At 42.5% G+C, this 23500-nt stretch carries 21 protein-coding genes and 1 pseudogene; 15 read left to right on the forward strand and 7 right to left on the reverse strand.

Features of this window, described 5'->3' with window-relative positions:
* The first annotated feature begins 57 nt into the window (after positions 1 to 57).
* The 15 genes from RCG23_RS14545 (at position 58) to RCG23_RS14615 (ending at position 14939) form a co-directional block, all read left to right on the forward strand.
* Entirely contained in the window at positions 58 to 1134 is a 1077-nt protein-coding gene (locus RCG23_RS14545) for a glycosyltransferase family 4 protein (protein ID WP_308176300.1), read from the forward strand.
* A 341-nt stretch (positions 1135 to 1475) separates the two neighbouring features.
* Complete coding sequence (locus RCG23_RS14550; protein WP_308176301.1) at positions 1476 to 2588, forward strand: DegT/DnrJ/EryC1/StrS family aminotransferase; 1113 nt, start codon at positions 1476 to 1478, stop codon at positions 2586 to 2588.
* A 128-nt stretch (positions 2589 to 2716) separates the two neighbouring features.
* The gene (locus RCG23_RS14555) at positions 2717 to 3466 is read left to right on the forward strand and encodes a GumC domain-containing protein (RefSeq protein WP_308176302.1); all 750 of its coding nucleotides are present in this window, start codon (positions 2717 to 2719) and stop codon (positions 3464 to 3466) included.
* Positions 3459 to 4472, forward strand: a complete 1014-nt coding sequence (locus tag RCG23_RS14560; RefSeq protein WP_308176303.1) for a Gfo/Idh/MocA family protein — start codon at positions 3459 to 3461, stop codon at positions 4470 to 4472. The genes RCG23_RS14555 and RCG23_RS14560 overlap by 8 nt, the downstream gene beginning before the upstream one ends.
* Positions 4473 to 4558: 86 nt before the next feature.
* Positions 4559 to 5872: a nucleotide sugar dehydrogenase gene (locus RCG23_RS14565; RefSeq protein WP_308176304.1), complete on the forward strand. Its 1314-nt coding sequence runs from the start codon at positions 4559 to 4561 to the stop codon at positions 5870 to 5872.
* Positions 5873 to 5895: 23 nt separating this feature from the next.
* On the forward strand, positions 5896 to 6627 hold the full coding sequence (locus tag RCG23_RS14570) for an acyltransferase (RefSeq protein WP_308176305.1): 732 nt from the start codon (positions 5896 to 5898) through the stop codon (positions 6625 to 6627).
* 1 nt (position 6628) lies between these two features.
* Positions 6629 to 8056 carry a lipopolysaccharide biosynthesis protein gene (locus tag RCG23_RS14575; protein ID WP_308176306.1) on the forward strand — a complete coding sequence of 476 codons (1428 nt, stop codon included), beginning with the start codon at positions 6629 to 6631 and terminating at the stop codon, positions 8054 to 8056.
* Positions 8057 to 8098: 42 nt separating this feature from the next.
* Positions 8099 to 9157 carry a non-hydrolyzing UDP-N-acetylglucosamine 2-epimerase gene (wecB, locus tag RCG23_RS14580; protein WP_308176307.1) on the forward strand — a complete coding sequence of 353 codons (1059 nt, stop codon included), beginning with the start codon at positions 8099 to 8101 and terminating at the stop codon, positions 9155 to 9157.
* Positions 9158 to 9169: 12 nt separating this feature from the next.
* Positions 9170 to 10096, forward strand: coding sequence for a hypothetical protein (locus RCG23_RS14585; protein WP_308176308.1), 927 nt, complete (start codon positions 9170 to 9172; stop codon positions 10094 to 10096).
* Positions 10097 to 10181: 85 nt separating this feature from the next.
* Entirely contained in the window at positions 10182 to 10550 is a 369-nt protein-coding gene (locus RCG23_RS14590) for a hypothetical protein (protein WP_308176309.1), read from the forward strand.
* An 11-nt stretch (positions 10551 to 10561) separates the two neighbouring features.
* The gene (locus RCG23_RS14595; RefSeq protein WP_308176310.1) at positions 10562 to 11680 is read left to right on the forward strand and encodes a glycosyltransferase; all 1119 of its coding nucleotides are present in this window, start codon (positions 10562 to 10564) and stop codon (positions 11678 to 11680) included.
* Complete coding sequence (locus RCG23_RS14600) at positions 11677 to 12069, forward strand: glycosyltransferase (protein WP_308176311.1); 393 nt, start codon at positions 11677 to 11679, stop codon at positions 12067 to 12069. Before RCG23_RS14595 ends, RCG23_RS14600 begins: the two co-directional genes overlap by 4 nt.
* Entirely contained in the window at positions 12066 to 12758 is a 693-nt protein-coding gene (locus tag RCG23_RS14605; protein WP_308176312.1) for a glycosyltransferase, read from the forward strand. The genes RCG23_RS14600 and RCG23_RS14605 overlap by 4 nt, the downstream gene beginning before the upstream one ends.
* Complete coding sequence (gene galU / locus RCG23_RS14610) at positions 12755 to 13612, forward strand: UTP--glucose-1-phosphate uridylyltransferase GalU (RefSeq protein WP_308176313.1); 858 nt, start codon at positions 12755 to 12757, stop codon at positions 13610 to 13612. The genes RCG23_RS14605 and galU overlap by 4 nt, the downstream gene beginning before the upstream one ends.
* A gap of 19 nt (positions 13613 to 13631) precedes the next feature.
* Positions 13632 to 14939: a glycosyltransferase family 4 protein gene (locus tag RCG23_RS14615; RefSeq protein WP_308176314.1), complete on the forward strand. Its 1308-nt coding sequence runs from the start codon at positions 13632 to 13634 to the stop codon at positions 14937 to 14939.
* A gap of 1420 nt (positions 14940 to 16359) precedes the next feature.
* Here the strand turns inward: RCG23_RS14615 and RCG23_RS14620 are convergent.
* From RCG23_RS14620 to RCG23_RS14650, 7 genes and pseudogenes are all read right to left on the reverse strand, one after another.
* The gene (locus tag RCG23_RS14620) at positions 16360 to 17922 is read right to left on the reverse strand and encodes a SpoIID/LytB domain-containing protein (protein ID WP_308176315.1); all 1563 of its coding nucleotides are present in this window, start codon (positions 17920 to 17922) and stop codon (positions 16360 to 16362) included.
* Complete coding sequence (locus RCG23_RS14625) at positions 17889 to 18578, reverse strand: SH3 domain-containing protein (RefSeq protein ID WP_308176316.1); 690 nt, start codon at positions 18576 to 18578, stop codon at positions 17889 to 17891. The genes RCG23_RS14620 and RCG23_RS14625 overlap by 34 nt, the downstream gene beginning before the upstream one ends.
* Positions 18579 to 18748: 170 nt before the next feature.
* On the reverse strand, positions 18749 to 18979 hold the full coding sequence (locus tag RCG23_RS14630; RefSeq protein WP_308176317.1) for an N-acetylmuramoyl-L-alanine amidase family protein: 231 nt from the start codon (positions 18977 to 18979) through the stop codon (positions 18749 to 18751).
* Positions 18919 to 19266 (reverse strand): N-acetylmuramoyl-L-alanine amidase family protein, encoded by a 348-nt coding sequence (locus RCG23_RS14635; protein WP_308176318.1) that lies wholly within the window; start codon positions 19264 to 19266, stop codon positions 18919 to 18921. Before RCG23_RS14635 ends, RCG23_RS14630 begins: the two co-directional genes overlap by 61 nt.
* Positions 19223 to 21193 carry an SH3 domain-containing protein gene (locus tag RCG23_RS14640; RefSeq protein WP_308176319.1) on the reverse strand — a complete coding sequence of 657 codons (1971 nt, stop codon included), beginning with the start codon at positions 21191 to 21193 and terminating at the stop codon, positions 19223 to 19225. The genes RCG23_RS14635 and RCG23_RS14640 overlap by 44 nt, the downstream gene beginning before the upstream one ends.
* Positions 21194 to 21312: 119 nt before the next feature.
* Positions 21313 to 22377, reverse strand: a complete 1065-nt coding sequence (locus RCG23_RS14645) for an LCP family protein (protein WP_308176320.1) — start codon at positions 22375 to 22377, stop codon at positions 21313 to 21315.
* An 86-nt stretch (positions 22378 to 22463) separates the two neighbouring features.
* A pseudogene (locus RCG23_RS14650) lies at positions 22464 to 23104 on the reverse strand (YigZ family protein).
* Between the last annotated feature and the right edge of the window lie 396 nt (positions 23105 to 23500).

Here is a 23500-nt window from a genome sequence, read left to right on the forward strand (position 1 = left end):
TTACGATATGAATGATTGGGAAAAGAATAAACTAACCTATCAAAAAGGTGATGGTGAATGTATATACAAGCTATTTTAGCTTTTTTTGCAGCTTTGTTAACTGTCTTGATCCTCACGCCACTTGTAATTAAATTTGCCGTTTGGTTTGGTGCGATTGATAAACCGAATCAAAGGAAAGTACATCAAAAAATTATGCCGAGACTTGGCGGATTGGCTATTTTCTTCGGTGTCATTGCCGGTTATCTTGCTGGCGGATTATACGATCAAAAAGTCAACACGATTAGCGTCGGAGCGATTTTAATAATAATTATCGGAATTCTTGATGACAAATATGAGCTTTCGGCAAAAACAAAGTTTGCAGGCCAGCTGATTGTTGCTTCACTGATATTGGCCAGCGGCTTAAAAATTGATTTTGTAACGATTCCTTATGTCGAAAGATTTGACCTTGGCTTATGGAGTTACCCGATTACGATTTTCTGGATTGTGGCAATTACGAATGCCATCAATTTAATTGATGGCCTGGACCGCCTGTCTGCCGGCGTTTCTGCGATTGGAATTGCAACGATTGCCATCATGGCACTCCTTGCAGGAAAGGTATTAATTTTTACCCTTTCACTTATCCTGCTTGGCAGCATCATTGGCTTCTTGTTTTATAATTTTCACCCTGCCAAAATATTCATGGGTGATACCGGAGCACTGTTCCTGGGATATTCAATCTCGATACTATCGCTGTTAGGACTGTATAAAAGTGTTACACTGTTCAGCTTTTTAGTTCCAATCATCATTATGGGTGTACCGGTATTTGATACAACCTTTGCGATTATCCGCAGGATTGTTAATCGAAAACCGATTTCTGCGCCAGATAAGTTCCATCTGCATCACAGGCTGCTTGACCTCGGGCTTTCCCATCGGACAACGGTACTAGCGATTTATGCCTTTGGAATCCTGTTCGCAGCAAGTGCGGTTATCGTCTCAAAGTCTACACTTTGGGGAACTATTCTGATTATCTTTGGATTACTGCTTATCATTGAAGTAATCGCCGAAGTGATTGGGATTGTGCATGTTCAGTACAAGCCGATTTTGACACTGCTGAAAAAATTGTCTGATAAAAAGCCGTTAGGCAGCAAGCGTTAATAATAATTCAAAACCGTTTGGGGCATTTTAAATGATACAAACGGTTTTTTTAAAACGAACGGTCTAAAAAGGTCATAAAAGAGGCTTAGCCGCTCACAGCGGCTGGCTTTCTTTTTGGATATGAGGCTACGGCGTTCTAATTGCCTTGGTTATTATTTCCCTTTTGAATGGATTTATGCAAAAATGGGAAAGTCGAAATTTTTGAGGGTTTTTACTACTAATTTTGCTTGTGAAAACTTATACTAATTTTGTCACAAAATGTACCATGTAAGTACAGGAAGTATGTTAAACTTAATCATGTTTTAAGCTAAGTTAATTTAAACATTTTTGGAGGTATACCAATGAAAGTTCCTATGCTGGATCTTAGTGAACAATATCAAGGATTAAGGTCTGAAGTATTAGAAGTATTAGATCAAGTGATGAGCTCTTCCCAGTTTATTCTTGGAAGCAATGTTAAAAAGCTGGAGCAGGATGTTGCAAAGTTCAGCAATGTTGCTCATGGAATTGGCTGCGGAAACGGAAGTGACGCAATACATATTGCTCTTCAGGCGCTTGAAATCGGACCTGGGGATGAAGTTATTACAACAGCATTTACATTCTTTGCTACTGGCGGTGCAATCGTACGTGCAGGTGCAACACCTGTTTATGTCGACATCGATCCGGTAACATTCAATATCGATCCTGCTAAAGTAGAAGAAGCGATTACTGAAAAAACAAAGGCAATCCTTCCAGTACACTTATACGGCCAAATGGCTGATATGGAAAAGCTTGCTGAAATCGCGAAAAAACATAATCTTGCTATCGTTGAAGATGCTGCTCAAGCAATCGGCGCTAAGCAAAACGGCAAATCTGTCGGAGAAATGGGCTCTGCGGCAACATACAGCTTTTTCCCAACGAAAAACCTTGGTGCATATGGCGATGGCGGCATGATCGTTACAAACGATGATCAGGTTGCAGAAAAATGCAGCGTTATCCGTGTTCACGGAAGCAAGCCAAAATACTATCATCATGTATTAGGCTACAACAGCCGTTTGGACGAGCTTCAAGCAGCTGTATTGAATGTGAAATTCCCTCATTTGGTTGAGTGGAGTGAGCTTCGCCGCCAAAAGGCAGAAAATTACACACACTTATTGAATGAAAGACTTGGTGATTCAGTTGTAACTCCGGTTGAAAAAGAAGGAAATTATCACGTATTCCATCAATATACAATCAGAGTAGAGAAAAGGGATGAATTGCAGCAGTACTTAAAGGAACAGGGAGTAGCGACAATGATTTACTATCCACTTCCACTTCATGTACAGCCGGTCTTCCAAAACCTTGGCTATAAAGAAGGAGATCTTCCAATTACGGAGAAGGCAGCTAAAGAAGCGTTGTCACTCCCAATGTTTCCTGAATTGAAAACCGAACAACAAGAATATGTTGTGGCGAAGATAGCTGAGTTTTACGGAAAATAATATTCTAGAAAACGTCGCCATCGAACGGGGGCGTTTTCTTTGCTTGTTTTTTTCAAAAAATTTGTCTAATGCACACGGCAATCGTCGAATGATGCAAAAATGCGAAATGAAGGATGGGTGGGTAAATTTTGACGGAGGAAAAGCGTCCATATGTGTTATATGAATACCTCTTATATTTTTGGAAAAAGAAATGGTTTTTTGTAATCATACCACTGATTATGGCGGTTTTGGTTGCGGGAGCGGTTTATGTAATGAAGAGTAAAGGCAAGCCAGCTTATACAGGTGAGGCAAGTATATATACTGGATCGATTAGTTCAAAGGATTTAACAAATGATGAGAATATCAAAGCGAAATTCCTAAATATCAAAAATCTGGATGTTATTGTTTCTGAAAAGGGTGTCGTTAAATTCACGATAACAGGAAAATCCAAAGCACAGGTCCAAAAAAGTCTGGACGAGGTTTCAAGTGAATATACCGATTTGCTTCAGAAAAAAGCTGATGATCAAATTGCTACGTCAAATGTTTATTTGACTTCATTGGAAGACAGGGTAAAGGCGTTGGAAAATGCCAGTAAACATTATCAAAAGAAGCTGGATGATCCTACTACCCCACCAGTCGAATTCTCCAAGCTTTCCGACCTGATTATTGAAACTAAAAAAAACCGTTATGATGCTGAGGCAACAGCCCATAGAATGCGAAGTGACCAAGTTTTTTTTGAAAAGCCAAAGGAGCTAACAAAGACTGTTCATGCTAAAAAGACATATATAGCGCAAAGCGTGGCAATCGGAATCATCCTTGGACTTGTTTTGACCGTTGCACTATTAATCCTTCTAAAATACTTAGGAGATGCCAGGAGGTACTACAAACAACATGATTAATTTCGCTATTGTAGGAATGGGACATATTGCAAATAAACATATGGAAGCAATTGAAAAGACGGAGGGAGCTAATTTATTGGCAGTCTGTGATACAAATCCGGACCGCCTGGAAATGGTTCCTTCTAATGTGAAAAAATACACAGACCTTGGAATCATGCTTCAGGAAAATCCGGAAATTCAGGCAGTAAGCATTTGTGTTCCATCTGGTTTACATGCTAAACTAACAAAAATTGTGGCAGAACATAAGCGCCACATCATTGTTGAAAAGCCGATGTCTTTAAAGCTTGAAGACGCGGAGGATATGATTAAATATGCGAACGAAAACGGTGTGAAGCTTGCAGTTGTCCACCCTAACCGTTTCCGCCCGGCAATCCGTGAAATGCGTGCAAAGATGGATGAGGGTGCGTTTGGAACGCTCAGCCATGCGAATGCAACTGTTCGCTGGAATCGTAATCAGGCTTATTATGATCAGGCAGAATGGCGCGGCACGAAGGAATTTGATGGCGGCGTATTAATGAACCAGGCCATTCATGACCTTGATTTAATGCTTTGGCTAATGGGACCTGTCGTGTTTGTTCAGGCAATGGCAGCTACTCGTTTGCGTAAAATTGAAACTGAGGATGTTGCTGCAGCAGTAGTTCAATTCGAAAACGGCGCTCTTGGTGTGATCGAGGCGGCTACAACGGTCTATCCGAAGAACCTTGAAGAATCTCTTGCGATTTTTGGCGAAACAGGCTCTGCAAAGATCAGCGGCCGTACAGCAAATTTTGTTGAAACGTGGGATTTTGAAGGTGTAAGCGAAGAGGATGCTGAGCAGGTAAAACAGGCTATTAAAGCAGATCCGTTTGGAAAGCCTGGCCACCAGTGGATTATTGAAGATATGGTCGAAGCGATTAAGGAAGACCGTGAACCAGTTGTAACGGGTGCAGATGGATTGGCACCAGTAAAATTGATTCTGGCGATTCTTGAATCTGCTGAAACAGGAAAAAAAGTTATACTTAATTAATAACTAAATACTTAAAATTAGAACTGTCTAGCAACAGCGCCATGGTTAAGGCGTTTGCGCTTTTCTAGTAAAGGAGAATTACAATAATGAGCTCTTATGAAAATTTACTTCAAAAAATAGAAAATAAAGAAGCGGTAATCGGTGTTGTCGGTCTAGGTTATGTAGGACTTCCGCTTGCTGTTGAAAAAGCAAAAGCTGGCTATAAGGTTATCGGTTTTGACGTACAGGCTTCACGCGTTGAGCAAGTAAACATGGGCGTTAATTATATCGGTGATGTAGTGGACCAGGATCTTGCAGACATGATCAAGGAAGGCCGCCTTGTGGCTACAACAGATTATGCACTCATCAAGGAAGTGGACGCGGTTGCGATTTGCGTGCCAACACCACTTGACGTTTACCAGCAGCCAGATACTTCTTATGTTGAAAGCTCTGCAAACGAAATTGCGAAAAATTCACACGAAGGAATGCTTGTAGTCCTTGAGTCTACAACATACCCTGGAACTACTGAAGAAATCGTAAGACCTGCCCTTGAGAAACAAGGCCTTGTAACTGGTGAAACAGTATTCATTGCCTACTCTCCTGAGCGTGTTGACCCAGGTAACAAGGAATTCAAAACAAAAAACACGCCTAAGGTTGTCGGCGGTATTACAAAAAACTGTACAACAGTTGCTTCTGCCCTTTACCGTAATGTGCTTGAAGGCGACGTACATGAAGTATCCAGCCCGGCGATTGCTGAAATGGAAAAAATCTTTGAAAACACATTCCGCCACATTAATATCGCATTAGCGAACGAAATGGCAATCCTTTGTGAAAAAATGGGCATCGATGTGTGGGAAGTGATCGATGCTGCTAAAACAAAGCCATACGGCTTCATGGCGTTTTATCCAGGACCAGGTCTTGGCGGCCACTGTATTCCAATCGACCCATTCTACCTGACTTGGAAGGCTCGTGAGTACAACTACCACACAAGATTGATCGAGCTTGCCGGCGAAATCAACAACACTATGCCTGAGTATGTAATCACTCGTGCGATGCAGCTTCTAAACGAAGATGGCAAAGCGCTACGTGGTGCAAAGGTTACAATCCTTGGTGTGGCGTACAAAAAAGATATCGACGATGTTCGTGAATCTCCGGTGCTTAAGATTATTGAGCAATTAGAACAGCACGGCGCTGACTATAAAGTTGTAGATCCTTACGTTAAGCATTTCAGATCTTGCAACACAAAAGTAGAGACAGTTGAACTAACACAGGATCTGCTTCACCAATCAGATTTAGTTATGCTGACAACTGACCATACTGATTTTGACTATGAAATGATCGCACGCGAAAGCAAGGTCATTTTTGATACTCGTAATGCATTTAAAGATGTACCAAAGCCAAATAAATACTTAAAACTATAATCGCTGTTAAGGGAGAGTTACTCATGAATCATATCGATGCTTCCGTTACTTTAGATTCAAGTGTAAAAGTCGGTTATTTTTCAGTTATTGAAAAGGATGTAAAAATCGGTGCCAATGTTATCATTGGCAACCGTGTTACGATACATGAAGGTACTGTGATTGGCGCTAATACAACGATTGCGGACGGAGCTGTTCTGGGGAAATCTCCAAAGCCTGCAAAAACAAGCACAGTAAAGCTGTCGGATGACATTCCTGCTCTTGAAATTGGCGAGGAAGTCACAATCGGTGCGAACTGTGTTGTCTACAGGGGAGCAAAGATTGGTTCCAGCACGCTGATTGCTGACCTTGCAAGCGTCCGTGAGAATGTTGAAATCGGAAACTTTGTTATTGTCGGACGTGGTGTTACGGTTGAAAACTATGTGAAAATTGGCGACCGTACAAAAATACAGTCCAATTCTTACATTACTGCGTACACAACACTTGAAGAGCGTGTTTTCATCGCTCCATGTGTAACAACGACAAATGATAATTTCATGGGCAGAACGGAAGAACGTTTTGATAAAATCAAGGGTGCGACAGTGAAGAAGGGTGCACGCGTTGGCGGCGCCTCTATCATCCTGCCTGGTATCGTGATTGAAGAGGAAACATTTGTGGCAGCAGGAGCTCTTGTAACGAAGGATACAGAGCCTAAGACACTTATTAAAGGTGTTCCTGCGAAGTTCGTCCGTATGGTTGACGAACGGGAGCTGTTATAAGGTGCTGGCACAATTAAAGCGTTTAGGAGCGGATTCGCTCCTTTACGCTTTTATGAATGTTGGAACAAAATTAATCGCATTTATCATGCTGCCGATTTATACTCATTTTCTTTCTCCTGAGAAATATGGTGTCCTTGGCATCATTGATAACTGGACATCGATGCTTACTTTCCTGATTATTTTCGGAACGGATTCAGCGTTGTCCTTTTATTATTTTGATACAAAGGATGAAGAAAAGCGGCTCGCGTATGTAAGGAATGTGATGTATTTCAGGCTGTTTGTTGTCGCTATACTTGCGCTTATGGTTTTGGTCGCAGGTCCATGGATTTCAAAAGTCCTTCTTGATGATCCTCGTAATGTCAGCCTGCTCTGGATTAGCATCGCAACACTATTCGTTGATACCGTTACGGTTGTTGTTCTGATGGTCATGCGTTTTGATTTTAAATCGAAAAAGGTTGTTATTTATACAGTAGCTAAGATGCTGTTGATGGCGGTCTTTTCCTATGTATTTTTGAAATACTTTATTAAGACAGCAGAAGGTATCCTGCTCGGCCGGTTTGTCGGCTTTGCGATTATCTTTGTGCTCCTTTTCCTAAGTAGCATGAAGTATTTAAAGCCGAAAATTGACATGGCTATGATGAAGGAAATCCTAAAGTACGCGGCACCTTTAGTGCCAGCATCACTCGCCTTTTGGGTGATTGCCAATTCCAGCGTTTTCTTTCTGGATGCTTTCCATTCAAAGCACGAGGTAGGGATTTATACAGCGGCAACGAGACTTGCTACGATAATCACTCTGTTAACGAGCGGGGTTCAAATGGCTTGGCGCCCGTATTCAATGACACTTAAGGATAAAAAGGACAGTCCGCTGTTATTTTCCAAAATCTATTTAGCGCTATTATTATTAGGGATTTTTGGTATCATGGCGATTGCGACGGTCATGCCTTTCATTATCGGCATACTCGGGGCTAAGTATCACCATGCCTATCAATATGTGGCTCTTGTGTCAGCTGCAACATTCCTGAATTTCTACTATATGATTATTTCTGTTGGCTTGTTTTTCACAAAGAAAACGACTGTTATATCCGTGACATTTGGAATCGTAGCAGTGGTGAACACTGTATTGAATTTGGTTCTCATTCCGCCTTTTGCAATTTGGGGAGCGGTGGCTTCTTATTTGATTGCCTATATGACAGCGGTTATCTTTATTTTCAGAAGAAGCCAGCAGGTATACTACGTCCCAGTGTCATTTGGAAAAATGGCCTTTTTATTTGTTAGCATGATTCTCGCTGTAATCGGCATTATTTTTGTACAGGAAAATGGTTTGAGCTGGGTATGGATTGTTGCGGCATGGATAGTGGTCCTGCTCACAGTCGGAATCAGCCGGATCGACAAGGATTTCCGCCAGAAAGAGTATTCTGCGGCTGAATAAAGCAAAATAGTAAAAGATACCTTTTTAAAAGGAGGACTATTCATGAAAATTATTACGGTTCTTGGGGCAAGACCCCAATTTATTAAAGCAGCGCCGGTTTCTCGCGTATTGCGTGAAAACCACACTGAACTTATTGTCCATACAGGACAGCATTACGATGCCAATATGTCTGATATTTTCTTTGAAGAATTGAATATTCCGAAGCCTGATTACCATCTGGCAGTTGGTTCTGGAAATCACGGCAAGCAGACGGGCGAAATGCTTCAAAAAATTGAAGAAATCGTCCTAAAGGAAGAGCCGGATTACCTAATGGTGTACGGCGATACTAATTCAACGCTAGCAGGTGCTTTGGTTGCGGCTAAGCTCCATGTACCAGTCATCCATATCGAAGCAGGCTTAAGAAGCTTCAATAAGAAGATGCCTGAGGAAGTAAACCGGATTATGACAGACCATGTGTCTGAGTACCTGTTCTGCCCGACAGATACAGCGATTCACAATCTCGAGAACGAAAATATCACGCACAACGTTTTTAATATTGGCGATGTGATGTATGATGCCGTTTTATATAATCGTGAATTGGCTGAAGAAAAATCAGAAATTCTGGCTGCAAATGAGCTGGAGAAAAAGGGCTTCCATTTAATCACGATCCACCGTGCTGAAAATACGGATGATCTTCAGAATATGAAGAATATCCTTGAAGCATTCTCAAAGGTTGAAACAGTAAAGGTATGGCCGATGCACCCAAGAACGAAGCATAAGCTTGCTTCCTACGGGCTGGATTTAGATGCCGTTCCTAATTTGAAGGTTATTGATCCAGTTGGCTATCTGGACATGCTTACACTTGTTTCCAATGCTCAAAAGATCATTACGGATTCAGGCGGCGTTCAAAAGGAAGCATATTTCATGCAGGTCCCATGTGTGACAATCCGCGAGCAGACAGAGTGGGTTGAAACGCTTGAGGAAGATGCGAATATTCTTGTTGGAACATCCGTTGAAAAAATTCTTGATGCCATTAATAAAAACGTTAATCCGTCTTATAAGGCTGTATTCGGCGACGGCAAGGCATCTGAGAAAATTGTCCAAATCATTGAAAAAAGATAAAGGTGGGCGGCTATGCTCTATCTTCTTTTATGGCTGATCATATTGACGGGTTCTATCTACTTTTTTAAAAAGACAGCTGGAACCCTGTCTCTTTTAAAGCCTAACTTAAACTCAATTATTTTTTATTATTCCTTCCTCATCTCCAGTTATATCGGCACGCTGTTTATCGCGATGGGGATTGATGATTATTACATGATTAACAGGCTTGTTTTTGACGAGAATCGCTACGTAGGATTCTATGCAATTAGCTTTGTACTGCTCTTCTTCCCATTAGTCGCCTTCCTGGTTTCCAAGATTGCCGGCTTTGATGCGAAAAATGAGTTTGACGAGTACCTGAAGAAAGATATTGTTCTTCCTTTTTCGAAGAAAAATGAATTTTTTCTGCTGTTTTCGATTATTTCGTTTATCTCATTGGCAGCCGTTGCGTACACGATGCTGAAAACTGCCCACCTACCGATCCTGGAGATTGTCCTTAGAAGGACGGATATGTCACCGGGAGAATTGAGAATTGAAGCACAGCGGCATTTTGGCGGAAATGTATTGATCAGGAATATTTTCGCGATTGCATTGACACCGATCCTCTCGTTGATTGCCTATGTTTATTCAGTAAAAACGAGGGATCCAAAGTGGATACTTCTCTTTCTTGCTTTGTTTGCTGGTGCAATATTAATTAATATTTATGATTTAGCGAAATCGCCTATTTTCTTTTACTTCATCATGTTTTTGCTATTGAAGCTATATATCGGAAACATTCGTTTTACTTGGAAAAAGCTATCTATTTGGGGTACGGCAGGTGCGGTTCTTTTAATCACTATGTATGTATATGTTCAAGGGGTTACTGATTTGGAATCCTATCTGAACTTTAACTCCGCCGATTGGCAGAATGATTTTTGCACAAATTGCACCAACCTTTTTGCATTTCGATGCATTCCCGGCTAAAATTCCTTTCCTGCATGGTCAAACACTGCCATCGACTCTGCTTCACCTCTTTGATCGTGAGCAGGTGCGGTCAGCAAGACTGGTTATGGAAAAGGTCTTTCCTGAGAAGGTAACAGAAGGTACTGCCGGGGTATTGAACACCTTATTTATTGCCGAAGCTTATGCGAATTTTGGATATATCGGAATTATGGCTGGAACCTTTTATGTCGCGATACTCGTACAGATTATGTATATCACGTTTATCAGGCTTCCGAAAAATCCTGTTTATCTTTCGCTGTTTATATACTTTTCAATCAATATACCAAGGACGCTTGTTGGCGGCTTTACCGACTTCTTGTTCAATCCAATTTGGCTGCTAATTACCGGTTTGTTCGTCGGAATTCTGGTCTTTATTCGGTTAAGAATGGATCTGTTTGAGTTTTGGCGCAAGCGAAGGTCAAGAATAGGAACATAAGGAGAAGAAAAATGAAATCAGTTTTACTCTATTACCCATTCCAGCTCGCTGAAAATGCTAATAGCGGCTCCAAGCTCCGCCCGAAAAAGATTTATAGTGCCTTTAAAGAATGGGGCCAGATGAATGGAATTGAAATCCTGCTGCTGTCCGGCCATTCTACGGAAAGGTCCATTCAGTTTGAAAAATGGATGGCGGAAGGAAAGCTCGATAACCTTTTATTCTGTTATATGGAAAATCAGACGATTCCATTCTGGCTGACCGATCCGGGGCATATTCCGAAAAAACCGTTTATTGACTCAAAGGTCATGAAGTTTTTGAAAAAGAAAAATGTGCCGACCGGCGTGTTTTATCGTGACGTTTATTGGAAGTTTGACGAGCTGTACCCATTAAAGGGCTTGAAAAAGTCAGTCATGCAGAGCATTTACAGGCTGGAAGAGAAATTTTACGAAAAGTACTGCAAGGTGATTTTCCTTCCAAGTGATGCCATGGGCAGATACGTGAATATAAGCAAAGAAAAAGTAGCGCTTCCGCCTGGTGGGGCTGCAGAAGAAACCCATGAACGAGCGGCTAAAAAAGAACAATCCGTTTCGAATGGTTTATACGTGGGCGGAATCAATAATGAAGATTACGGCTTATTCCTTTTGCTTGATGCACTGAAAATTGCAAATAAAGAGGAAAAGGTGTGCGATTTGACGGTCGTGTGCCGCGAAGACGAATATAGTAAGCTTCCAGAGGATAAAAAGCAGCGCCTCTCCGATTTGCACGTTTCTGTTAAGCATATAAGTGGTAAAGCATTGAATGAACTTTACGCGGAGATGGACTTCGCGTTTATCCCAAGATACAAGAGCACGTATAATGATTTTTCAGTGCCTGTGAAGCTGGTTGAGTATTTATCGAATGAGCTTCCAGTTGTTGCAACTAATTGTGAAGCACAAAAGGATATAATCGAAACGGATCAGTATGGAATCATCTGCGATGATAACCCTGTTTCGATGGCTGAGGCGATTACGCAAATGAGCGTGGAAGCCAATCTATACAGAAGTAATATCCAGGCAACCTTTAATGCCAAGCATTCCTGGATGGCAAGAGTCGAGAAAATCAAGGAAAGCCTGTTAGAGGAGGATCTATGAAAGTACTATTATTAGCACCCAGTAAATCAATCCATACTCATAAATGGGCTCTTTTTTACAAAAATAAAGGCATCGACGTGAAGGTAGTAACATTTCCCGACCATTATTCGGCAGAGAATGCCGAGGAAGTCGACACAGTTCAGCTTCCTAAGCTATTACCCGGGAAATTATCTTATTTTTCGAGCGGATTTGCGCTTAAAAAGATCTTAAGGCAATACAAGCCGGATATCCTTCATGCACATTATGTGTCGAGCTATGGACTGGCTGGCGCGCTGGCCAATTACCATACGTATTATTTGTCCGTTTGGGGAAGGGATATTTTCCAATTCCCACAGCAGGGAAGCATCAATCGAAAAATAGTCGAGTATGTGCTTAAAAGGCCGATGTGATTTGTTCTACAAGCCATGTGATGGCAGTAGAAACAAATAAGTATACCGATAAAAATATTTATGTCACTCCATTTGGCGTTGATCTGAGCAGATTTAAACCCGATGGAGCAGCCGCAAGGACATCGGGGCTGACATTTGGAACCGTTAAAGCGCTGTCTGATAAGTATGGGATCGCCGATTTGATCAAGGCGTTCGCTAAAATCCATACTTCCTACAGTGACTCCAAGCTGCTGATTGTTGGTGACGGTCCGCAGAGGGCAGAGTATGAACAGCTCGCTGCGAGTTTAGGGATTGCCGATGTAACGACTTTTACAGGCAGAGTTCCCAATAATGAAGTCCCTGATTATATTAATAAGATGGACATTTTTGCCGTACCATCAACCGAGGATAGCGAAAGCTTTGGAGTAGCGGCAGTTGAAGCAATGGCCTGCGGTGTCCCTGTCGTCGTTTCGAATGTGGGCGGATTGCCGGAGGTTGTGATTGAAGGTAAAACAGGCTATGTTGTTCCAAAGGAAAATCCGGAGCAATTGGCTGCTGCCTTTTTAAAGCTGGTTGAGAACCCGGAGGTCCGCGCTGAAATGGGGAAGAACGGCATCCAGCATGTGAAGGAACATTATGATTGGATCGACAATGCCAATGGCATGTTAGAACTATACGAGCAAACCTTGAATAAGGGGATGAAATCATGATTAGAAAAGCAGTTATTCCTGCTGCCGGCTTAGGCACACGCTTCCTTCCGGCAACAAAGGCACAGCCGAAAGAAATGCTGCCGATTGTTGATAAACCGACCATTCAATACATCATTGAGGAAGCGGTCCAATCTGGAATTGAGGATATCATCATTGTTACAGGACGCAATAAGCGGGCAATCGAGGACCATTTCGATAAGTCGTTTGAATTAGAAACACTCCTCGAAAAGTCAGGTAAGCACGATATGCTGGAGCTTGTTGAGAACATTTCCAATATGGTTGATATTCATTATGTGCGCCAGAAGGAGCCACTTCGCCTAGGGCATGCCGTGTTATGCGCAAAGAAGTTTATCGGCAATGAGCCATTTGCCGTTTTGCTTGGCGATGATATCGTCGACAGCGAGGTTCCGGCTCTTAAGCAGATGATGGATCAGTATAACGAAGTACAGTCATCCATCCTTGGATGCAATGAGGTTCCGCGTTCTGAGACAGATAAGTACGGAATTGTTAATTATTCTGAACAGACTGGTGAATTATATAAGGTAAAGAGCCTGGTTGAGAAGCCGGCAGTTGAAGATGCTCCATCGACACAGGCAATTGTGGGCCGTTATATTTTGACACCTGCGATTTTTGAAAAGCTAGAGCAGATCGGTCCTGATAAAAAGGGAGAAATCCAGCTTACAGATGCTATCGATAAGCTGCTTGAGGAAGAATCCATTTATTCCTATATTTTAAAAGGCAACCGCTATGATGTAGGGGACAAGTTTGGATTCCTGCAGGCAACGATTGATTACGCCATGAAGCGCGAGGATTTAAGGCGAAAGCTAGAAAATTATTTAAAACAAATTCTATAGAAGTTATGGAGTCAGGCAAATGAAATTGATTTATTTATGCCAGCATTTTCCGCCTGAAACGGGTGCTCCCCAGATTCGTGTTTATGAAGTAAGTAAAGAACTAATAAACCGGGGGCACCAGGTGGAAGTACTTACAGCATTCCCCCACCATCCAAAGGGAGTCATCCCGGATGAGTATAAGGGCATGTTCTACTTATTTGAAAATTGGGATGGCATTCCGGTCCATCGTTCATGGATTTATCCGTCACCGAAGGGAAGCTTTTGGAAGCGGCTGGTTTCCTATTTTTCGTTTACCTTCAGTTCATTTTATTCGATTATTAAGGCAAAGCCGACGGATGTCATTATCTGCAACTCGCCGCCGCTGTTCCTCGGGATCACCGGGTATCTTGGCGCTAAGATGAAAAGGGCGAAGTTTGTATTCAATGTCGCGGATATCTGGCCGGAATCAGCAGTAGAGCTTGGGATTTTAAATAATAAAAGCTTCATCCGCATGGCGGAATGGCTCGAGTTATTTTTGTATAAAAAATCTTGGAAAATCGCTACTGCTACAGACGGGATAAGAGAGTATATGATTCGTAAGGGGAAGAAGGCAGAGGATGTGTTCTTGTTACCGAATGGGGTCAATACGGATACTTTTTCCCCGCTGCCAAAGGATACTGCGTTAATCAAAGAGCTCGGGCTCGAAGGCAAGAAGGTATTTATGTACGGTGGAACACTTGGTTACGCACAGGGACTCGATTCCGTGCTTGAAGCTGCTTCATTGTTAAAGGACACTCATCCGGAGGCACACTTCCTGTTTGTCGGAGATGGCCAAGAGCGCGAGAAGCTTCTCGGGATGGTCGAAGAGCTCGGCTTGCATAATGTAACCTTCTACGGTTCGGTTCCAGTTTCCGAGATGCCAAGAATGTTCTCAATCGCTGATTACAGCGTCGTTTCGTTGCGAAATATTGAACTATTCAAAGGTGCACGCCCATCCAAGATTTTCCCAGCACTTTCGTCCGGGACGCCTGTCCTGTACTGCGGTGAAGGTGAAAGTGCCTCTATTCTTGAAGAATATAATTGTGGTAAAATTGCTCCTCCTGAAAATAAGAAAGGCATTGCAGCTGCAGTTAAGGAGCTGCTGGCAGTTCCAGAGGAAGAATACCAGATTATGTGTGAAAATGGCCGCAAGCTGGCTATCGAGCAATACTCATGGAAAAAGATCGTCGATGACCTTCTGCAGCAAGTAAGCAGTGCTGAGAAGGAAAAGGCCGAGCATAATAGGCAGCCTGTTCCTATAGGGGGACAGGCTGTTTTTATTTCGAGAAAAAGGTTTGCCGCGAAATAACGGGTGAATCCCGCGAGATTATTCTTAAGACGCGCGAGAAAAAGAAGATAGTCCGCGAGATAAATCAAGAAACCCACGAGAAAAACCACAAAACCGGCGAGAAAACGAATGTAGTCCTTTAAAAAGCATGTGGTCGCACCCTATTTCATGACGATTTTCTGCCCCTCCGGCTTTAGGCCGTCAGGGTTTTGATAAAAAAGGCGCCGGTCAGGAGGGGATGATGCCAATACGTGAGCCGAGCTTCCGAAATAAGGGAGGATGGAACCTACGCCAAGGGTAATCGATCCTTTAAAGGGCTTGCTGCGAAATAAAGGGTCAATCCCGCGAGATTATTTCTGAAACGCGCGAGAAAAATGAAAAAGTCCGCGAGATTAAACTAAAAACCCGCGAGAAAAACACTAAAACCGGCGAGAAAATGGATTGTTCCCTTTAAAAAGCAGGTGGTCGCCCCCCTGTTTCAGGACGATTTGCTGCCCTTCCGGCTTTAGGCCGTCAGGGTTTTGATAAAAAAGGCCCGGTCAGGAGGGGATGATGCCAATACGTGAGCCGAGCTTCCGAAATAAGGGAGGATGGAACCTATGCCAGGGGTAATCGATCCTTTAAAGGGCTTGCCGCGAAATAAAGGGTGAATCCGGCGAGATTATTCTTTAAACGCGCGAGAAAAATGAAAAAGTCCGCGAAATTAATCAAAAAACCCGCGAGAAAAACACTAAAACCGGCGAGAAAATGGATTGCTCCCTTTAAAAAGCAGGTGGTCGCCCCCTGTTTCATGACGATTTGCTGCCCCTCCGGCTTTAGGCCGTCAGGGTTTTGATAAAAATGGCGCGGTCGGGAGGGGATGATGCCAAAACGTGGGCCGGGCTTCCGAAATAAGGGATGATGGAACCCAGGCCAGGGGTAATCGATCCTTTGAAGGGTGCGAGGCGAAATAAAGGGTGAATCCCGCGAGATTATTCTTAAGACGCGCGAGAAAAATGAAAAAGTCCGCGAGATTAAACTAAAAACCCGCGAGAAAAACCACAAAACCGGCGATAAAACGGATTGCGCTTATTAAAAAGCATGTGGTCTCCCTTTGTTTCATGACAATTTGCTGCCCTTCCGGCTTTAGGCCGTCAGGGTTTTGATAAAAATGGCGCGGTCGGGAGGGGATGATGCCAAAACGTGGACCGGGCTTCCGAAATAAGGGAGGATGGAACCCAGGCCCAGGGGTAACCGTTCTTTAAAGGGCTTGCCGCGAAATAACGGGTGAATCCCGCGAGATTATTCTTAAAACGCGCGAGAAAAATGAAAAAGTCCGCGAAATAAATCAAAAAACCCGCGAGAAAAACACTAAAACCCGCGAGAAAACGAACGGAGCCCGCCACTGAATTTAATGCAAAAAAAGAACCGGGCTGCCACCAGCCCGGTTCTCCATTCACTATTATTTCGAAACCGTTGTTCCTGTAAAGTAATGAGTGATGATTTGTTCTGCTGTATATCCATGTTCAGCATAACCTTTGGCGCCGTACTGGCTCATTCCGATGCGGTGGCCCCAGCCTTTTCCGGAAACAGTAATCGTCGCAATGTTATTGCCTTCTGAGCTTACGATACCATTGGCGGTTTGAATCTGGACATTTGAATCACTCACTGTGATTTTGCTGCTGGCTGTTTGGACCGTCTGGCCTTTTACTGTATCAATGCTAACTGTGCCAGTGGAGGTTTGTGCGGAAAGATCCGCTTGTTCCTTTGTTGTCTGGAGGCTAAACCAGTTAGAGAAAAGCATATTATACACACTGCTATCAGACGAAGGAAACAGCTTTCGGATTTCCGATTCATTTCCTGTGATCGTTTTATCACCTTTTGAAGTTTTAACGGTAATTCCCCGAACCTCAGGACCGTTTGCTCCCGTTTTTGAAACGGTAATATCATTAAGTAATGTATCGGAAGAAAAACCAAATGATTTCAGGATTGTTGCGGCAGGGACGGTTTGGGTCCAATTTGAATACTTAGATGATTCATATGGATCGTCTACCGCTGCAAGATACGGGAAATACTTTTGGTCTGAGTTCCATACATCGCTGACATTGGCAGTTCTGCCGCCGCTTGTTGAAAAGAAGAAAGCCTGAATCGGTTTGCCGTTGTATTTTACGAGCAAGCCGTCCGTTTCCTGAATTGCTTGATTCGTACGGCTGTCTTCACCTGTATAGCCTCGGTAAACCTGGCTTGTAGCGGTACTTGTCAGCATAAGCATATTGGCTGCATAGCTTCTTGCCGCGATTGCTTGCGCTTTTAAGGCTTCCTTCGGCCAGGAGGCAGGCATTTCGCTCGGTACGACACCCTTCAGATAATCCTCCATATCGAGAATATTGATTAGCTCTGTTTTGCTGCCATTTGGCTTCAGAAAGAAGCTGCCCCGGTACGTCAGGTTATTGTTTACCTTTGCTAAAGCTAGCGATGGTGCATCAATTAAATTGACCCATGTAAACGGCACCCATCCCGATAAGCTGCCAGAGGACACCTTATACCATGTCTGGCCGTCTGAGTTGGTGAAAGGTGGATCAATATAGTCGGCACTCTCTCCTGCTTTGAAAACCTTCACTGTTTCATAGTTGGAGGAGGCGCCTCTTTTCATTTCGGTATCCATTGTAAAAACAGCCAGCTTGGAGGTTCCGCGCAATTCCTGCAAGTCGAAGCCCTTGGCAGAGGTCTGGCTAAAGCCTGTATAGCTGACCGTAATGCCGTTAGTTGCTTTTTTAATTGTAATGGTCGTATTTGGTGGTATCACAGTAGTCTGGTTCGTATCTTTGCTTACAAGCTGGTAGGTGCCGTTTAACAGCATGGGAAAACTGCTGGAAAGATAGACTGAAACATTCACCTCATCAGGATATTGAACCGGCTCCGCTGCGTCACTTGCAGGGGAAAGGCCAATAATAAAATCAAAAAGCAGATGAGCGAGTAAACTTTTTTCAATTATCTCACCTCGCCCAAACTGCTTAACATCCATCCTTTTACTCCTGATGATGTTACAACGTTATACCAGGTTTCACCTTTTGTATTCGTGAATGAGCCTACATATTTAACCGTTTTTCCCGCTGGAATGCTATCAACAGCTGGATAGGAAGTTGAAGCACCGCGGCGGACAATAGCGTTGATCTTAATGTAAACCTGAGTTGGCGCGACTGTAGAAGGCTTATTAACTGTTATATCTGTTGCAAGTATCCAACCCTTTAAAGTGGAGGAAAGCTCAACCCTGTACCATACCCCTGTTGATAGTTTAACAGAATCAATTACTTTTAATGCTGTGCCCTTTGGTTTGGCTGCGATGATTTTATAGTTGGTTGAGGCACCGGACCGGATAGGTGCAGAAGCATTAACCGTATATACAACTGACGGCAATTGTCCCTCTGTTGGAGGAGTAGCCGGAGGGTTGTTGTTGATTTGTGCACGAAGACTATCGATTTCCTGCTGCTGGCTGGCAAGCTTTGTTTCCAAAGCAGTCATTTTTGTTTTCATGGGATTGATTTGGGATGTTACCCAATCGACGCTCGCCAATACCACATTTCCTGCTGCATTACTTCCGCCTGGTGTAAACAGTACTGCTCCTGATCCAATGCCTACTGCGATTGCACCTGCAATAATTGCCTTTTTTGATCGGTTCATACGTTTTTAGCCCCCTGGATGGTTTTTTTCTATTAAAATAAATAATTCCATAAATTAGTATCGCAATTTCAGTTTTAGAAAAAAAGATTCGGGTAAAAATATAGTACCCGAATCTTTACCTCTAGTAGATTACCATATATTTTACATTCAAGGAATAGATTCGTAGATTTTTAGAAATTGTTAAAATACTCCTCTAAACCTTTACGGATTCCTGTTGCGACTTTTTGTCTAAAAGTTGTCGAACGTAAAAGTGTCTCTTCGTTTGGGTTTGAAATGTAGGCCATTTCAACTAGAACGCTAGGAAGGGCATTCATTCTATTTACATAGAAATCCTGTTCCTTCACGCCTCTGTCATAGGTGCCCAATGAGTCGATAAGTTTATCCTGAATCGAATTTGCCATTGCTTTGCTTCTTGGCCGTTGAAATTTACGGACGTATTATAATAGCTTGTTGATCCGGTAGCAGTAGTATTAAGAGAATCTGAATGAACACTGATAAACGCATCAAAATCGGATGAATTTGCTATAAACGTACGTTCCGATAATTCAAGGAAAATATCTGTTGAACGAGTCATCTTTACAATTGCCCCGTATTTCTCAAGCTCTGCTTTTAAAAGCAGGGCAGTTCCGAGATTCGCATCTTTTTCACGAAGGCCTTTCGCCGATTGCTCCCGTATCTTTTCCGCCATGGCCAGCATCAATGATGATTTTCTTGCCAGCAATCCCTGTAGGAACTACTTTAACCGACACTTTATCCGCAAAATTACGGAGTGTAAACGTATAGCCTGGTTCAAACGTAATAATCAGTGATTTTTCCGTAGAGCTTAATGGCAATGCTTCGACTGACTTTATGCCAGGAACGATAAAAGATGGAAGCTCAATGTCTGTAAAACCGCCTGTCAGCTTTAATCGGTTGCCGGAAAGGGCTGTATAAGTAAACTTATAATTATAAGGTTTTTTCCAGTTTAGGTACTGGTCGCCATCGACCGTTTCCGTGTAAGGTGTAATCAGCCTTTTTAACGAAACAGGGGAAGTAAGCGATTTGTCCACCCAGCCGCGTATACCTGTAGAGGTTTCCACGTTCAGCCAGCCATTCAGCTCATTCAAAACCATGATGGATTCATTTTCTTTTAAAGAAGCATTTACTGCATATTTTACGGAAGCGCCTCGTCTTACCGCAGCTTTATTCATGGCGTATACATAATGAATTTCGCTTTTTGATGAAACTAATTCTTTTTTAGGCGTCCAGCCTGTTACACCGGCAGACGTTTTTATATTCACCCAGGTTTGATCAAGGGAATTCGTGAATTCCTTTAAAACTGTTACTTTACTTAAAAAGGCTAGCTTTTGTTTTACTTTATATTGGGTGGATGCGCCTGAATAAAGATTCGTGTTTCTTGTCGCGACATACAAGGAAGATAGGGCAGGAGCCTGCTTCGAAACAACAGATCCAGCAACCCAGGCAAATGTGCCATCATTCATCACGACTTTATACCAGATATCTCCGTCAGGATCGCTTTTTTGAGAAACGGCTTTAAGTGTTGAGCCTTTAGGAGTCTGTCCCACAATCGAGTCATCCATGGATGCACCGCTTCTTAAATTTGCTGAATCAGCTGTTACATAAAGATTGAGATTAATAGATTGCGTGTCACTAATATTAGCCGCAGGAACCCAGCCAGCCAGGGTAGGGGTAATTTGTACCTTAACCCATGCTTCTCCCGTGCTGCTTACATACTGATGTGTGACCATGACCTTTTGATTTACACTTAATGTAGCCACTTTCGCATATGAAAGTGCTGCTCCACGGCGAGCTTCGAGCCCGTTTAATTGGCTGTAAACATAGGATCCGATCTCAGGAAGTGCGGTATCTGTTGCTGGCGCAGGCGGAAGTGCAGCCTGTTTTAGGGCAGATCCGATCATCCATCCTTTAATACCATCCTTTTCAACCTGGTACCATTGTTCATGCAAGCTATTTTTAAAATTGCCAATCACTTTGACAGTCTGATCTTTAGATACCGTTTTAACGATTACATAAGAGCTTGTCGCGCCTTTGCGAATTGCAGCAGAGCTTTGGACGACAGTTCCGTATTGACCATTCGGTATTAGGGTGGTGCTTGCTGTAACAGGGCCTAATTGCTCAGCCTTAACCCATCCTTTAATACCATCCTTTTCAACCTGGTACCATAATTCTTTGGCGCTATTAGTGACATTTGCCAGCACTTTGACCGTTTGGCCTTTAGCGACGGATTTCACAATGGCATAAGAACTTGTTGCGCCTCTGCGGATTGCAGCAGAGGTTTGAACTACGACGGCATTTTGACCTGCCGGGATGATGGAAGCACTCACTTTGTTCAATTGATCAGCTTTTGCCCATCCTTTAAGGTCGCCAATTGCTAATCTATACCATAATTCACCCGAAGTATTGGTGAATTCATCAATTGCAGTTACCTTTTGGCCGGAATTAATAGAAGTCACGACAGGATAGCTTAAGGTAGCCCCTTTGTGGATTTCTACCTTTTGGACAGTGGTATAATTTTGCGGAAATTCTTCGGCATTTACGAGGACAGGAAACAGAACAGTTGTGGCAAGGACCGAAGAAGCTATGATTTTTTTCACGTTAACCCTCCATCGACAAATTTTTTTCTTTCTTGCCTATTTTAGCGGAATATGCCAAACTTTCCAATCGGAATAAAGTTCTATATAATCATCCTTTTTATGGAAAAAGATCTATGAAACTATTTTAAAATAGAAAAAAAGCTTTGCCAAATTAAATTGGCAAAGCTTTTTGCGTTATTGGTTATCCGAGCTGCTGTCGTCGGAATTGGTGTTAGTATTGTCGCTGACAGTACTTTTTCCAAGGTGCGAAGCAGCGTTGAATGGATTTTATCGATTGAATCCTGGTCAGGAATATAATAGTAAGCCTCGTTAATGAGTTCATCCTGTCCATCAATTTTAAGACTATTAATCTTTGTGTCTTTAATTTGTGAATAAAGCCTTACGAAACTAGCAAATTTGGAAGGAGGAATATTTGTCTTTACATTATCCCCAAGATCCGAGAGTACATCGTCAATCTTCGAAATCGAACTGAATGATGTTCCTTTGTCGATGACTGCTTTTATTACTTGCTGCTGGCGAACATTTCGTCCATGGTCACCTAGTGGGTCGCTTTTTCTCATGCGGACATATGCAAGAGCTTCATTTCCGTTTAAATACATTTCGCCTTTATGATAGGTTTTCCACGTAAGGCTTTTCGTTAACATGGCCTTAAAAGTAAACGGTACATCGACTTTTACGCCATCCAAGGTGTCGACGATATCTTCAAAGCCTTGAAAGTTTGTCGAGATATAATAGTCTATTGGAACATCCAATAATTTATTAACAGCACCTATTGTTGTATCAATTCCGCCATAAGAATAGGAACTTGTAATTTTCGTTTTCTTGCCGGCATCAGGTATATAAAGGCGCGTGTCACGCGGTATGCTAACTTCATAGACTTCCTTTGTCTGCGGGTTAATCGTTACCAGCATGAGAACATCGGATCTTCCGCGGCCGCCGCCCTGGCTGTCAATCCCGACAAGCAGCACATTAAATGGATCCTTCGTAACCTGGACATTATCTGTATGAGCAGTTTGCCCATTCAGTTTTTGATAAATCTTTTGAGAAGCCTGTTTGGCACTGCTAAAAATATCATAAGCATAATAGGTACCGCCGCCCAATAAGACGAGGACGAGCAAGAGCATGAACACACGGAAGCCTCTTAGCTTTCTTTTTCTTTTTTTATTTAAACGTGAATTAATCATTATATCCCTACTTTAATGATAATTATAGTTTGTCGCACAATACCCTATTTTATCGAAATTTGTTGAAATCGTAAATAAAATTCTTTTTATTCGGAATCTGTTTCTGTTTCCAAATAAACCACATCTTGCTGGACTGTTGCCGCCTGGCCATTTGTCAGCTCTGTTATCCATTCGTTATAGCTGTCTTTTTGATCCTCTTGGACATAAACCTCGAATACCACATTATCTAAATATTGAATGGTTCTTAATATGAAAGGAGAGGTGCGCAGAGCATTTTCCACCTTGCCAAGCCATGTATAGTCTACTGTCGTGTGCATGATTTGCATCAGCTTCCGTTCAACGACGCCTGTTGCCTTGATTCCTTCTGACGTCGCTTTTCCGTACGCACGGATGAGCCCGCCGGCGCCCAGCTTAATGCCGCCAAAATACCTTGTGACCACCACCACGGTATCCTTGAGCTTCTTTTTCTTCAGGACCTCAAGCATTGGAACTCCTGCCGTGCCGCTTGGTTCCCCGTCGTCGTTCGCCTTCTGGATATGGTCGGTTTCCCCAATCAAATAGGCTGAGCAATTGTGGGTGGCGCCCCAATTCTTCTTCTTTATCATCTGAATGAAGTCCTGGCCTGCTCCTCTGTTTCCGCTCTAGATATATATGCAATGAACCGGGATTTTTCAACCACAATTTCATGCTCACCGTATTCTTTGACTGTATAGTATGAGGCCAGCATCGCGCGGCTCCTTTCTTACTTGCTGCTATTTTAAACTGACTTCCTTCAGAACTCTATGCAAGAAAAGCAATCTGCATATGGCGGAAATTGCTGTCTTGCTTAAGCAACAAAGTCTATTATATTTCGCTTGGCTGTGAAAAAGGGACTTTTTAAGCGATTGTAAATAAACTTTAATATTGAGTAATATTTCACATGGTATAATGAATAAAGATTTCCATTGTGCAAAATTCTATTTTGTAAAATAATATTAACAACGAATTAGTAGTTCGGTTGTCATGATGGTAAAATGTTTAAAGGAATTGCATATAGGCTAAAAGATACATAATAGTATAATTAGTATACAACTTTTTGCTGATTTTTTCGAAATTTGGAGATTTTTCGCAGGATATCAATAGT

The sequence above is a fragment of the Neobacillus sp. PS3-34 genome (assembly GCF_030915465.1).
Classification (GTDB): Bacteria; Bacillota; Bacilli; order Bacillales; family Cytobacillaceae; genus Neobacillus_A.